14 protein-coding genes and 2 other annotated features (1 of these 16 cut by a window edge) are annotated in these 13,534 nt (G+C 41.4%); of the genes, 12 read left to right on the top strand and 2 right to left on the bottom strand.

Going from position 1 to position 13,534, the window contains the following annotated elements; genetic code table 11:
- Positions 1-13, top strand: a binding site (T-box leader) (it extends 235 nt beyond the left edge of the window).
- A 45-nt stretch (positions 14-58) separates the two neighbouring features.
- Both thrS and MHH31_RS13090 read left to right on the top strand, forming a co-directional pair.
- Positions 59-1,999 (top strand): threonine--tRNA ligase, encoded by a 1,941-nt coding sequence (thrS, locus tag MHH31_RS13095; RefSeq protein WP_007501674.1) that lies wholly within the window; start codon positions 59-61, stop codon positions 1,997-1,999.
- Positions 2,000-2,170: 171 nt separating this feature from the next.
- Positions 2,171-3,091, top strand: a complete 921-nt coding sequence (locus MHH31_RS13090; protein ID WP_058336769.1) for a methyl-accepting chemotaxis protein — start codon at positions 2,171-2,173, stop codon at positions 3,089-3,091.
- 55 nt (positions 3,092-3,146) lie between these two features.
- Here the strand turns inward: MHH31_RS13090 and MHH31_RS13085 are convergent, their stop codons facing one another.
- Entirely contained in the window at positions 3,147-3,926 is a 780-nt protein-coding gene (locus tag MHH31_RS13085; RefSeq protein ID WP_024718651.1) for an HAD family hydrolase, read from the bottom strand.
- A 177-nt stretch (positions 3,927-4,103) separates the two neighbouring features.
- Here MHH31_RS13085 and MHH31_RS13080 point away from each other — a divergent pair, with 177 nt between their 5' ends.
- The 8 genes from MHH31_RS13080 to MHH31_RS13045 all read left to right on the top strand — a co-directional run bounded on the left by MHH31_RS13080 (position 4,104) and on the right by MHH31_RS13045 (position 9,680).
- Positions 4,104-5,861, top strand: a complete 1,758-nt coding sequence (locus MHH31_RS13080; protein WP_041506745.1) for a sensor histidine kinase — start codon at positions 4,104-4,106, stop codon at positions 5,859-5,861.
- Positions 5,858-6,595 (top strand): LytTR family transcriptional regulator DNA-binding domain-containing protein, encoded by a 738-nt coding sequence (locus MHH31_RS13075; protein WP_041506746.1) that lies wholly within the window; start codon positions 5,858-5,860, stop codon positions 6,593-6,595. Before MHH31_RS13080 ends, MHH31_RS13075 begins: the two co-directional genes overlap by 4 nt.
- A gap of 137 nt (positions 6,596-6,732) precedes the next feature.
- Positions 6,733-7,176: an antiholin-like murein hydrolase modulator LrgA gene (gene lrgA / locus MHH31_RS13070; protein ID WP_035391171.1), complete on the top strand. Its 444-nt coding sequence runs from the start codon at positions 6,733-6,735 to the stop codon at positions 7,174-7,176.
- Between the two features lie 14 nt (positions 7,177-7,190).
- A complete protein-coding gene (lrgB, locus tag MHH31_RS13065; protein ID WP_172793272.1) occupies positions 7,191-7,886 on the top strand; it encodes an antiholin-like protein LrgB in 696 nt (231 codons plus the stop codon).
- Positions 7,887-8,014: 128 nt separating this feature from the next.
- Positions 8,015-8,146: a sequence feature (ribosomal protein L20 leader region), on the top strand.
- Positions 8,147-8,217: 71 nt separating this feature from the next.
- Positions 8,218-8,733: a translation initiation factor IF-3 gene (gene infC / locus MHH31_RS13060; RefSeq protein ID WP_024718649.1), complete on the top strand. Its 516-nt coding sequence runs from the start codon at positions 8,218-8,220 to the stop codon at positions 8,731-8,733.
- 25 nt (positions 8,734-8,758) lie between these two features.
- Positions 8,759-8,959 carry a 50S ribosomal protein L35 gene (gene rpmI, locus MHH31_RS13055; protein WP_003216324.1) on the top strand — a complete coding sequence of 67 codons (201 nt, stop codon included), beginning with the start codon at positions 8,759-8,761 and terminating at the stop codon, positions 8,957-8,959.
- A 31-nt stretch (positions 8,960-8,990) separates the two neighbouring features.
- Positions 8,991-9,350 carry a 50S ribosomal protein L20 gene (gene rplT / locus MHH31_RS13050; RefSeq protein ID WP_007501659.1) on the top strand — a complete coding sequence of 120 codons (360 nt, stop codon included), beginning with the start codon at positions 8,991-8,993 and terminating at the stop codon, positions 9,348-9,350.
- A 63-nt stretch (positions 9,351-9,413) separates the two neighbouring features.
- The gene (locus tag MHH31_RS13045) at positions 9,414-9,680 is read left to right on the top strand and encodes a DUF1294 domain-containing protein (RefSeq protein ID WP_008346019.1); all 267 of its coding nucleotides are present in this window, start codon (positions 9,414-9,416) and stop codon (positions 9,678-9,680) included.
- 17 nt (positions 9,681-9,697) lie between these two features.
- On the opposite strand, the gene MHH31_RS13040 is transcribed toward MHH31_RS13045, so the two are convergent.
- Positions 9,698-10,102 carry a hypothetical protein gene (locus MHH31_RS13040; protein WP_008346017.1) on the bottom strand — a complete coding sequence of 135 codons (405 nt, stop codon included), beginning with the start codon at positions 10,100-10,102 and terminating at the stop codon, positions 9,698-9,700.
- A gap of 179 nt (positions 10,103-10,281) precedes the next feature.
- Between MHH31_RS13040 and MHH31_RS13035 the strand changes: the two genes are divergently transcribed.
- Both MHH31_RS13035 and cstA read left to right on the top strand, forming a co-directional pair.
- Positions 10,282-11,370, top strand: coding sequence for a M42 family metallopeptidase (locus tag MHH31_RS13035; RefSeq protein WP_017358255.1), 1,089 nt, complete (start codon positions 10,282-10,284; stop codon positions 11,368-11,370).
- 349 nt (positions 11,371-11,719) lie between these two features.
- Entirely contained in the window at positions 11,720-13,516 is a 1,797-nt protein-coding gene (cstA, locus tag MHH31_RS13030) for a carbon starvation protein CstA (protein ID WP_039168858.1), read from the top strand.
- Positions 13,517-13,534 lie beyond the last annotated feature (18 nt).

The following is a 13,534-nucleotide window of genomic DNA, read 5'->3' as shown; positions in this document are numbered from 1 at the left end:
CCTCGTCCCTTTCCAGGGGGCGGGGTTTTTATATTGCCAAAAAAAGGAGTGACTAGAGATGTCAGAACAAATTCAACTTACATTTCCAGATGGAGCAGTCAAGGAGTTTGATAAAACAGCTACAACAGAAGACATCGCGGCATCAATTAGCCCAGGCCTAAAGAAAAAAGCGCTTGCCGGTAAATTGAACGGCAAAGAAATAGATCTGCGTACGCCGCTGTTAGAAAGTGGAACAATCGAGATCATCACAGATAAGAGTGAAGAAGCGCTCGATATTATGCGACACAGCACAGCGCATTTGCTTGCACAGGCAATCAAACGCATTTATGGAAAGGAGCATCACGTCCAGTTTGGCGTAGGCCCTGTCATCGAAAATGGCTTTTACTATGATGTCGATATCGATGTAGCGATTACACCTGAAGATTTACCAAAGATTGAAAAAGAAATGAAAAAAATCATTAACAGCAATTTGCCGATTGAGCGCATTGAAGTTTCAAGAGAAGAAGCGAAAGCACGCTTTGAAGCAATTGGTGATGAATTGAAGCTAGAGCTGTTAGAAGCAATCCCAGAAGGCGAAGCCGTCACAATTTATGAGCAAGGTGAATTCTTCGATCTATGCCGTGGTATTCACTTGCCGTCTACAGGGAAAATCAAAGAATTCAAGCTGTTAAGCCTTGCAGGTGCTTACTGGAGAGGCGACAGTAACAACCAAATGCTTCAGCGTATTTACGGAACAGCTTTCTTCAGCAAAGAGGAATTAAACGAGCATTTACGTCTGCTTGAAGAAGCAAAAGAGCGTGATCACCGTAAACTAGGCAAAGAATTGAAACTGTTTGCGAACTCTCAAAAGGTGGGCCAAGGTCTTCCGCTCTGGCTGCCAAAAGGGGCCACAATTCGCCGCGTCATTGAGCGTTATATTGTTGATAAAGAAGTACGCCTTGGTTATGAGCATGTGTATACACCCGTTCTTGCGAGTGTAGAATTGTATAAAACATCAGGCCACTGGGCGCATTATCAAGAAGACATGTTCCCTGTGATGGAAATGGACAATGAAGATCTTGTTCTCCGTCCAATGAACTGTCCGCACCATATGATGATTTATAAAAATGAACCGCATAGCTATCGTGAACTACCAATTCGGATTGCAGAGCTTGGTACAATGCACCGTTATGAAATGTCAGGTGCTTTATCCGGCCTTCAACGTGTTCGTGGGATGACATTAAACGATGCCCATATCTTTGTTCGTCCAGATCAAATCAAAGACGAATTCATTCGTACAGTTCGCCTAATTGAAGAAGTGTATCAAGACTTCGGCTTAAATGATTATACGTTCCGCTTATCTTACCGTGATCCAGAAGATACTGAGAAGTATTTTGACGATGATGCAATGTGGAATAAAGCACAGTCTATGCTGAAAGATGCAATGGACGAGCTTGGACATGACTACTATGAAGCAGAAGGCGAAGCGGCATTTTATGGTCCTAAGCTTGACGTCCAAGTAAAGACAGCTCTTGGAAAAGAAGAGACTTTGTCTACTGTACAGCTAGACTTCTTACTTCCAGAGCGTTTCGATCTCACATATATCGGAGAAGATGGAAAACACCATCGTCCAGTTGTCATTCATAGAGGAGTTGTGTCCACAATGGAACGCTTCGTTGCCTTCTTAATTGAAGAATACAAAGGAGCTCTTCCAACATGGCTAGCACCTGTACAATTCCAAGTCATCCCGGTTTCACCATCTGTCCATCTAGATTACGCGAAAAAAGTGCAAGAACGTTTGCAGCTTGAAGGACTGCGTGTAGAACTAGACAGTCGTGATGAAAAAATAGGATACAAAATTAGAGAAGCGCAAATGCAAAAGATTCCGTACATGCTGGTTGTCGGTGATCAAGAAGCAGAAAATGGCGCGGTCAATGTAAGAAAATATGGGGAACAAGATTCAGAAACAATGGACCTCGAAGCTTTTGTGAAACATGCAGTCGCAGAAGCAAAAAAATAATGAAGGCGAACGAAACAGTCAGTGATCTTATCTATTGAGGTTGCTGGCTTTTTTCTTATGGAAAAAAATTCTCCACTAGTGATCCAATTGCGCAAATGATACGTTTAGATAGTACGAAAGTATGGGTAAGTATGTACTATTAGAGAGAGGCAAATGGGGGGAATGAAAGCAATGATTCAAACAACAAATACTTTATCAACACAAGTATTGGAGCAATCAGCTGTGCTTCGTGCGCTAGAGCACTCACTGGCGATGATTGAATTTGATGTCACAGGTAAGGTCCTATGGGTCAATGATATTTTTGCAAAAGCCATGAAATATTCAAAGGAAGAAATGATTGGTTTAAAGCATAGACAGTTTTGTCCTCCGCATATTGCAGAAGACGCAAGTTATCAAATGTTTTGGAAGCGTTTGAAGAATGGTCAAGTGTTTCAGGAAAAGGTGCAGCGGATCACGAAGTACGGTGACACCTTATGGCTTGAAGCGACGTATACACCAGTGCTCAATGAAGAGGGGAATGTAGTGGCTGTCGTGAAAGTGGCAACAGATATTACGGAGAGAGAAAACACAATGAAGCAGGTAGTAGAAGACCTAAAGGATATGTCTGCAAAATTAATGGAGCGAGCGGAAATCGGCATCCAGCATAGTCAAAGTGTAAATGCTTCTTTTGAACATATTGCGAATGAAACTAATCAAAACATGAGTTTGCTAGAAGGGTTAACAGAGCAGGTGGAGTCGATCAGCTCAATTGCTACAACGATTAACAGTATCGCTTCCCAAACGCAGCTGCTCGCATTGAACGCGGCCATAGAAGCTGCGCATGCGGGTTCCTATGGAAATGGCTTTAGTGTCGTCGCGGCAGAAATCCGTAAGCTTGCGACAGATTCAAAGGAAGCGATCGTAAAGGTGGATCGTTATGTGAAGGCGATCCATTTAGAAGTTGAAAAGGTCAGCAACGGAACAAGCCGTGCAAAGACAAGCGTGTTTACAAACCGGGATCTTGTCAAGCAGGCAAGCGAGGAATTCATGAATGTAGGAGAAGCAGCACGCGGCTTAGATCGTCAAGCACAAAGTTTAGCAGCAATTGTATAGCCGAAAACGAAAAAACACCCAATCTCGATCAGGAGAAGGGTGTTTTTCCTATGGTTTATTTTAAAATATCAAACAATTCGTGTAAGTCTTTAATTTCATAATCTGGAGTCACATCTGTTTCATTTTTCTTGCCATGACGATTGATCCAAACGGTTTGGATGCCAGCGCGAGAAGCGCCGAGAATATCTGTTTTTGGATTATCTCCTACCATGATGACGTCATCTTTTGTGAGATTTAACAGCTGAAGGCAGTGCTCAAAGATGCCAGGATCAGGCTTTCCTTTTCCATAATCTCCAGAAATCACAATTTCATTAAAGTAAGGGGCAAGTTCCGGAACACCTGCAAGTTTTTCTTTTTGCAGACTAGGATCTCCATTTGTTAAAAGGAGTAATTCATAGGTGCCCTTCAGGCGCTCTAAAACAGGATACGTTTCTTCATAGACATACGGGCGTTTTCTGCGCTCTGCTGCAAAGAAATCTGCTAAGTATTGACCAAATGCTTCATCGTCAATTCCTGCCTCTTTTAAGCCGTTCGTCCATGCGTTTTTGCGATACTCTGGTGCAAGGGCGTTCAGCTTTTGAAAGCCTTCGCTAATCGGCTCACTAAAATTAGACCACAGTCCTTCAAAAGGATTAATGCCAATCATAACAGTATAATCATATGTTTCATAAGAAGAGTACAGCTTTCTTGCTTCTTCACGCACGATCTGTTCAAACGATTCTGGATCAAGTCCATATTTCTTTTCCGCTTCCCTGCATGTTTCCTGAAAAGTGGTATGAATGCTTTTTTCATCCCAAAGCAAAGTATCATCTAAATCGAAAAATACGGCTTTCATGATCTTCTCCCTTGTTATGTATGTAGTTACCCTCAATTGCATGTGACAGGCTCATGTTCATTTTACAATAGAAGCAGAGGGCAATAAAGAAAAGATTTGAGAGATTTTTGAGCATTGACCGTGCATGATAGAATAGATAGACAGTAGATATCACATACATCAATTGAGGTGGCCGGTTTGCTTCATTTAATTATTATGATGATTGAGCGTGTAGGAATCATCGTTATTTTGGGATTTGTGCTTGCCCATGTCAAGGGCTTTCGCAATCTCTTACTACATAATCAAGGATTTCGAAAAAAGGCAATCCTTGTCTTTATCTTTGCTTCTTTTAGTATCATCAGCAATTACACTGGAATTGAAATCCAGCAGCAGATTGTGATGAACCACGAATTTTCATATCACTTAGGCTCATCAAGTTCTATCGCCAATACGAGAATTATGGGGATCGAAATGGGCGGCTTAATAGGGGGGCCGTTTGTTGGGATTGGTGCTGGGCTTTTAGCTGGCATTCATCGCTATTCACTAGGAGGGAGCACCGCGCTTAGCTGTGCAATTTCTTCCATTTTAGCCGGTGTGATTGCAGGCTATGTCGGCAGGCGATTTAAGCGGAAGAATCGAATGGTCACACCGCGGCAAGCAGCGATTTTTGGTGTAGCGATGGAATCTTTACAAATGGTCATTATCCTTCTGTTTACGAAGCCATTTGCTGATGCTTGGGGCCTTGTGAGTATTATTGCGCTGCCGATGATCTTTGTGAATGGAATCGGGAGTTTTATCTTTTTATCTATTTTACAGTCAGTAATTCGCCAAGAAGAGCAGGCGAAAGCAATGCAGACGCATCGAGTATTTTCTATCGCAGATCAAACACTTCCTTATTTCCGGCAAGGGCTAAACGAACAATCATGTAAAAGTGTGGCAGAAATCATTCATCGTTTAACAGAAACAGATGCTGTCTCCTTAACAGATACGGAAAAGATTTTAGCGCATGTCGGTGATGGAACAGATCATCATATTCCATCGAAAAGCCTGATTACAGGACTGTCTAAGCAAGTGTTGATAAGTGGGAAGATTATGAAGGCGCACTCAAAAGATGAAATCAATTGTTCAGTCGCCCACTGCCCGCTTGAAGCAGCCATAGTGCTTCCACTCACGTCTAATGGTCAAACAATTGGAACATTAAAAATGTATTTCAATTCTCCAGTCGGATTAAGCAGAGTAGAAGAAGAGCTTGCAGAAGGTTTGGCGATGCTCTTTTCCACACAGCTTGAGCTTGGGGAGGCTGAGACCCAAAGCCGTCTGCTGAAAGATGCAGAGATCAAGGCGCTTCAGGCCCAGGTGAATCCGCACTTTTTATTTAACGCCATTAACACCATCTCCGTTTTGTGTAGAACGAATGTAGAGATGGCAAGGAAGTTGCTACTACAGCTGAGTATTTATTTTCGATCGAATTTACAAGGTGCTCGCCAGCTGCTTATTCCAATGCATAAAGAAATTCAGCATGTGGAGGCTTATTTATCACTGGAGCAAGCGAGATTTCCAAATAAATATCTAGTGACCTTTCAAATTGAAAAAGAGCTGGAACAGGTCATGATCCCTCCCTTTGTGCTTCAAGTGCTTGTTGAAAATGCAGTGAGACATGCTTTTCCTAAACATCAAACAAATTGTGAAGTCATCGTATCCGCTTTGATAAAAGATGGGCATGTCTATATGAAAGTCACAGATAATGGCCAGGGGATTGAAGACGACAAGATGGCTCAATTATTAAAATCGCCAGTTGAATCAAAAGAAGGAACAGGTACAGCACTTTATAATTTAGACCAGCGGCTAAGAGGAATTTTTGGCCAGCCAGCTGCTTTATCCATTCATAGCGGCAATGGCACTGACATCTCATTTCGCATTCCAATGGATTATGTAAAAAAGGATGATTCTCGTTGATAAAGGTATTGATTGTAGATGATGAAGTTTTAGCAAGAGACGAATTAAAATATTTGTTACAAAGAACAAAAGAGAATGTTCAAATGGAGGAAGCGGAAAATATAGAATCTGCTTTTGACCGGATGGTCGATCATAAGCCCGATTTGCTCTTTTTAGATATCGATTTATCAGGTGAGAATGGATTTGATATTGCCAAAAGACTCAACCGAATGTCTGATCCGCCGGCGATTGTATTTGCTACAGCATTTGATCAATATGCGCTGAAGGCGTTTGAGGTGAGTGCACTAGATTACTTAACAAAGCCTTTTGATGAAGAGCGGCTGTTGCAAACGATGCAAAAGTTTAAGAAGTGGAAAGCTATTGAGACGCAGGAGCCGTCTCTTTCAGAAGACAAATTTTCTCACAACCAAAAATTAGCGATCTCTGTCGATGAGTCTATTGTGATCTTGCAGGTTGACGAGATTATGTATATAGGGCTTAGTGAAGGAAAAAAGGTTGTGAAAACAAGAGATCAAATGTATGAGGTGACAGAACCGCTTGTGGTCATTGAAAAGAAATTACCTGAGGCTTATTTTATGAGAGTTCACCGAAGCTATATCGTCAACACGTCTCATATGAAAGAAGTGCAGCCTTGGTTTAATTCAACGTATAATCTTCATATGATAGACGGGTCTATCGTCCCTGTCAGCCGAACATATGCGAAAGAACTAAAGAAGTCGCTCCTATTAGAATAGGGCGGCTTTTTTCATTTGCATTTCAATCCTCATTTTTTGCATTTCAGTCAGGATATTAGGTGAGTTTTATTGTAAACGCTTCATTTGTTTGTTTCATGCCATATACTGAGGGCAGTCGAAGAAAGAGGTGAAAGGGCATGAGTGCCACAAAAGTATATGGATTTCTATCTCAAGCATTTATCTTTGCAACGGTAATGTTCGTTTCTAATCTCATTTCAATGTATTTACCGATTCCGATGCCAGCATCTGTTATTGGTTTGGTTCTTTTATTTATTTTATTAACAACAAAGATTGTGAAACTAGAGCAAGTAGAGCAATTAGGTAGCTCATTGACAGGTCTTATTAGTTTTCTATTTGTTCCTTCTGGTATCTCGGTCATTCAATCATTAGGTGTCATGCAAGAAGTAGGGGTACAGGTAGTGGGTGTGATTATCATTGCAACCATTATGTTACTTGCCGCCACTGGGCTGTTCTCTCAGCTTCTGATGCAGTTATCAGAAAGACCACAGCAGCGACAAAAGACAAAGGAGAGCAAATCCACTCCTTCTCATTCAAATAAACCAGCTTCAACTACGCATTAAAGGAGAGGTGTAAGATGGGTACAAGTACTATGAGTCCTTATTTTGGCATTGTCGTCTCATTAGTGGCCTTTGGGATTGGCACATTTTTATTTAAAAAGTCTAAAGGTTTCTTCTTATTCACCCCGCTATTTGTTGCCATGGTGTTAGGCATTTTGTTTTTGAAAATTGGCGGTTTTTCCTATGCAGATTATAATGAAGGCGGTAAGATTATCAAGTTTTTCTTAGAGCCTGCGACCATCGCGTTTGCGATTCCTCTTTATAAACAGCGAGCACTGCTGAAGAAATACTGGTGGCAAATTCTATCCGCTATTTTTGTCGGCTCACTTTGTTCTATTACGATTGTTTATATAGTAGCAAAAGGGATTCATCTTGATGCTGCTGTTATGAAAAGCATGCTCCCACAAGCAGCGACAACAGCGATTGCTTTGCCAATTGCAAAAGATATTGGCGGAATTGCAGATATTACAGCCTTTGCAGTCATTTTTAATGCGGTGATTGTCTATGCGCTAGGTGCCTTCTTCTTAAAATTGTTTCGGATTAAAAACCCAGTGGCCAAAGGCCTTGCACTTGGTACATCTGGACATGCGCTTGGCGTTTCTGTTGGGATTGAGATGGGGGAAGTGGAAGCGGCAATGGCGAGTATCGCTGTGGTGGTAGTAGGGGTTGTCACCGTAATTGTCATCCCAATCTTCTTGCAATTGATTCTTTAATCGCAGCATTGTTTGAAAAAAGCTTGCCCAAAACGTTTCGTCATGCTAAAATGAAAAAGTTGTTTCAAGAGTTCGGTTACTTGACGGACAAATGAAAATTGTGTAGAATAGTTAACGAATTGAATAGATATCACAAGCAGAAGCACCCGCTTCTCACCTGATTGACACATGTTTGTAGTTGACAGGTTGACCGTACATTTATTTTTTCATGCAAATGTTCGCAGTGTGGGTGTTTTATATGCCCACACTTTTTGTTTGCCTGTAAAACATACAACGAAATGGTCAAAATGAATTGTGAACTCAATTCAAAATCTCATGGAGGTGGCTCACTATTAGCAAAGATCAATTAGTTAATGAAGGTATTCGTGCGCGTGAAGTTCGTTTGATCGGACAAAATGGCGATCAGCTGGGGATTAAAACCCGCCAGGAAGCTCTGGAAATTGCTACGAAAGCCAATCTTGACCTTGTGTTAGTTGCTGCAAACGCAAAACCACCTGTTTGCCGAATCATGGACTACGGTAAGTTCCGATTCGAACAACAGAAGAAGGAAAAAGAGGCACGTAAGAATCAAAAAATCATTAGCTTAAAAGAAGTTCGGTTGAGCCCGACAATCGATGAACATGATTTTAACACGAAGCTCCGTAATGCAATCAAATTCCTTGAAAAGGGAGATAAAGTGAAAGCTTCTATCCGCTTTAAAGGCCGTGCGATTACGCATAAAGAAATCGGACAGCGCGTGTTAGACCGTTTCTCTGAAGCTTGCGCTGAAGTAGCAACAGTAGAAACAAAACCTAAGATGGACGGACGCAGCATGTTCCTCATGCTTGCACCAAAAGTCGAAAAGTAAAAGTAACAGAGGGAGGAAACATCCAATGCCAAAAATGAAAACTCACCGCGGATCTGCTAAACGTTTCAAAAAAACAGGTTCTGGTAAACTTAAACGTTCTCATGCGTACACAAGTCACTTGTTCGCTAACAAATCTACAAAGCAAAAACGTAAATTGCGTAAGAGCGCAATCGTAAGTGCTGGAGATTTCAAACGTATCAAACAACAACTTGCAAACATCAAGTAATCTGGAATAGGAAACATAGGAGGGAATTACAATGCCAAGAGTAAAAGGCGGAACTGTGTCGCGTCAGCGTCGTAAAAAGGTTCTTAAATTAGCAAAAGGTTATTTCGGTTCAAAACATAGATTATATAAAGTAGCAAACCAACAGGTGATGAAATCTGGAAACTACGCTTTCCGTGACCGTCGTCAGAAAAAACGTGACTTCCGTAAACTATGGATCACTCGTATTAATGCTGCAGCTCGTATGAACGGTCTTTCTTACAGCCGTTTAATGCATGGCTTAAAGCTTTCTGGTATCGAAGTAAACCGCAAAATGCTTGCTGATCTTGCTGTGAATGACCTAAACGCATTCAACCAGCTTGCTGATGCTGCAAAAGCACAACTAGACAAGTAAGTCATATAAAAGATCATTCCGCCAAGGAGTGATCTTTTTTTCTCATCATGTGAGGTGAAATCAATGAATATCGCTCTGATCGTGCTGCTCATCTTGGTCAATGTCTATGGGTTTTGTCTCATGGGAGAGGATAAACGCCGGGCGAAAGCACACAAATGGAGAATATCAGAAGCGCACTTATGGAGTGCCGCAGTACTTTTTGGTGCTGCTGGGTCATTTCTTGGCATGCAGTATTTCCGTCATAAAACAAAGCATCCTGCCTTTCAAATGGGTATGCCTGCTTTAATTGTTGTCCAATTGGTGATATTGGTCTATCTCAATCTCATCTGAAAAGGGAGCAGACGCCGTTAAGTCGGCGTGTCTGCTCCCTTTTTTTGTTTGATTTTTTTGATGGGCTGATCCCAATCAATTTTTGTTTGAGGATACCGTTCGATGATGTTTTCCTCAAGTTTTTCAAAGTCTTCTAATGTGAATTCATTTAGCTTCTCAGGTGACTCCGTCCAAACGTAAATGGAGTGGACAAACAGAGGATGATCCTTAGAAGGAACATGCTTCTCCCCTTCAAACAAGACACCTTTATAGACGAAATTAAAATTTTTACGGGCATTTTGCTGTTCGTCCATAAAATAAAAGCCTTCTTTTAATTGTGCTTGTTTCAGCTTTCTTCTCGGGTTTGAGAAGAATTTTACCGCCATGTAGAATATATAGACAAGCAATGCAACAAGAGCAAGTCTAATGAGGATGACAAACATGACAGGATGCACCTCCAATACCGTTATCTGATGTACTACGAATGAGAAAGACAAAAGGTTTCAACTTTTTTTAAAAAAATATTTCGATTAACGAAAAAATATTCATAAAAAGATCGTATTGAACGAAAGAGGTTTTGTATAATAAGAATGCACCATGAAGAAAAAGGAGGATACACAGAATGACAAAACTAGATCAAACATTAACTATGCTGAAAGACCTAACGGATGCAAAAGGGATTCCAGGAAATGAACGTGATGTAAAAAAAGTCATGCAGTCATACATAGAAACATATGCGGATGAAGTCTCTACAGACCGCCTTGGCAGCTTAATTGCTAAGAAGGAAGGAAATGCAAATGGGCCTAAAGTGATGCTTGCTGGTCACTTAGATGAAGTAGGATTCATGGTGACAAAAATCGATGACAAAGGCTATATTCGTTTTCAAACGGTCGGTGGCTGGTGGTCACAAGTTATGTTGGCGCAGCGTGTCACCATTGTGACGAAAAAAGGAGACATTACAGGTGTGATTGGTTCTAAACCGCCACATGTCTTATCACCAGAAGCACGAAAGAAATCAATCGAAATCACAGATATGTTCATTGATATTGGGGCTTCGAGCAAAGAACAGGCAATGGAATGGGGCGTCCTCCCTGGAGATCAAATCGTACCTTACTTTGAGTTTACGGTAATGAATGACGAAAAAATGCTTCTTGCAAAAGCCTGGGACAACCGTATCGGCTGTGCAGTAGCGATTGATGTCATGAAGAATTTAAAGGATACTCAGCATGAAAATATTGCATACAGTGTAGCAACTGTCCAAGAGGAAGTTGGCTTGCGAGGAGCTAAAACAGCTGCAGCTACCATCCAGCCTGATATTGGATTTGCTATTGATGTTGGAGTAGCAGGTGATACACCAGGTATTACTGAAAAAGAAGCAACAAGCAAACTTGGCAAAGGACCAACGATTGTTGTATTCGACGCTTCCATGGTTTCTCATAAAGGGCTTCGCGATTTTGTTGTCCAAACTGCAGATGAATTAAACATTCCTTATCAATATGATTCCATGCCAGGTGGAGGAACAGATGCTGGAGGTATTCACTTAACAGGTCATGGCGTTCCATCACTATCCATCGGGATTCCAAGCAGATATATTCATACCCATGCAGCCATGATTCATCGAGATGATTATGAAAATGCGGTGAAGCTTTTAACAGAAGTCATCAAAAGACTTGATCAAAAAACGGTCGAACAAATTACGTACGGTTCTTAATGATGAAACCTTTCCTCAGTATGGGGAAAGGTTTTTTAATTGCGTTGAATTTCCCAGGAAATGAACTTTGGAATGTAAGTTGTGTCAAAAGAACTGTTTTCAGTAAATGAAGTGATATTTTTCTAGTGAGGAAGGCACATGTGATCCATCTTGTATTTATGTAAGATGAAATCAATAAAAAGGACAGAGCCAATTGAGGCTCTGTCAAAAGAGAGTTTATGGAAGTAGGTGAAGCTTATTTTATATTAAATCAATTATTCCTATTTGTCAACTTGGTTTTAAAAGAAAGAAAAATCACTCAATTTATGTTATATTTGTAACAAATTGTTTATAAAAAGGGGATGGTTAAATGAATGCGGTTTCAATTGTGATAGGATCGATGTGTATTTTAGCGATTGCCTATCGCCTCTATGGCACGTTTATGATGGTGAAGGTATTAAAGGTCACAGATGATCATCCTACACCGGCTCATGCACTCGAGGATGGGAAAGATTATGTGCCAACAAACAAATGGGTCACATTTGGGCATCACTTTGCTGCAATTGCCGCTGCTGGTCCATTAGTTGGTCCGATTTTAGCCGCACAATTTGGGTATTTACCTGGTCTCCTTTGGCTCTTAATTGGAGCGGTGATTGGCGGAGCTGTTCATGATCTTGTGGTCTTGTTTGCTTCGATGCGAAAAAAGGGGAAATCACTATCCGAGGTAGCGAAAGAGGAGCTTGGTCCTGTGGCAGGATTTTGCACAGGGCTCGCCATGTTATTTATTATTACAATTACAATGGCAGGACTGTCCATGGTTGTGCTTCATGCTTTAGAACGAAATCCTTGGGGAACCTTTGCAGTTGGTATTACCATTCCAATAGCGATGGGAGTCGGCCTTTATTATAAAAAGACAGGCAATTTAAAGCTGGCGACATCTGCGGGATTCATATTACTGATGTTGGGGGTATTCCTTGGACCGAATATTCAAGGAACAGCACTTGGAGATTTGTTAACACTTGATACAAAAACGCTTGCTCTTGCCCTGCCAATCTATGCGTTCTTTGCTGCGGCCCTGCCGGTTTGGTTGCTTTTGGCACCAAGAGACTATTTAAGCAGTTTTATGAAAATTGGTGTTTTCATCGCGCTGATTGCGGGAATCTTTGTGGTTAATCCAACCATCCAATTTCCGGCGTTTACGGAGTTTGTAAATGGAGGAGGGCCTGTCTTAGCTGGACCTGTATGGCCTTTTATTTCGATTACCATTGCTTGTGGTGCGATTTCTGGTTTTCATGCATTTGTTGGCTCTGGCACAACGCCAAAAATGCTAGATCGTTGGAGTGATATGAAGCCGGTGGCGTTTGGCGCGATGCTCGTAGAATGTTTAGTGGGAATCATGGCGTTAATTGCCGCTACTGCGCTTCATCCGGGAGATTATTTTGCAATTAATAGTACACCTGAAGTGTTCCGTACGCTTGGTATGAGTGTCGAGAATCTTCCTCAACTAAGCAAAGAAATCGGTCTTGACTTAGAAGGAAGAACAGGTGGAGCTGTTACATTAGCTGTAGGGATGGCTTACATCTTTACGGGTATTCCGTTCTTTAGTCATTTGGCCTCTTATTTCTTCCAATTCGTGATTATGTTTGAAGCCGTCTTTATTTTAACGGCGATTGACGCAGGAACCCGTGTCGCACGATATTTGATCCAAGACTTCTTTGGAGAAGCATATAAACCGCTGAAACGAAATGACTGGGTACCAGGGTCAGTCTTTGCAAGTGCACTTGCTTGTTTTATGTGGGGATACTTGCTTTACTCTGGAGACATTGGATCCATTTGGGCACTCTTTGGCGTGTCAAACCAGCTAATGGCCTCGGTCGGATTAATCATTGGAGCGACGGTTGTGTTGAAAATTGCGGATAAAAGGCGGTATATGTTGACTTGTTTAATTCCACTTGCTTACTTATATGTGACGGTGAATTATGCTGGTTATTGGATGGTTGCGAATGTCTATCTCAATCCTGAAGCATCTGGCTACAGTGTACTGAATGCCGTGCTTTCGATGATTATGCTGATTTTAGGTTTTGTCATTATCGTGTTCGCTATTAAAAAATGGATCGAGATTTGGCGCGATCCAGCTCTTCGAATGGAGACGCCAATCACTGGCTAAATGAACAAAGCCGGCTTG

Origin of the sequence: Bacillus sp. FSL K6-1033 (assembly GCF_038630765.1) — a bacterium.
Lineage (GTDB): Bacteria > Bacillota > Bacilli > Bacillales > Bacillaceae > Bacillus > Bacillus altitudinis.
Note: the sequence above shows the minus strand (reverse complement) of the source record. Positions and strands in the feature narration are given on the sequence as shown.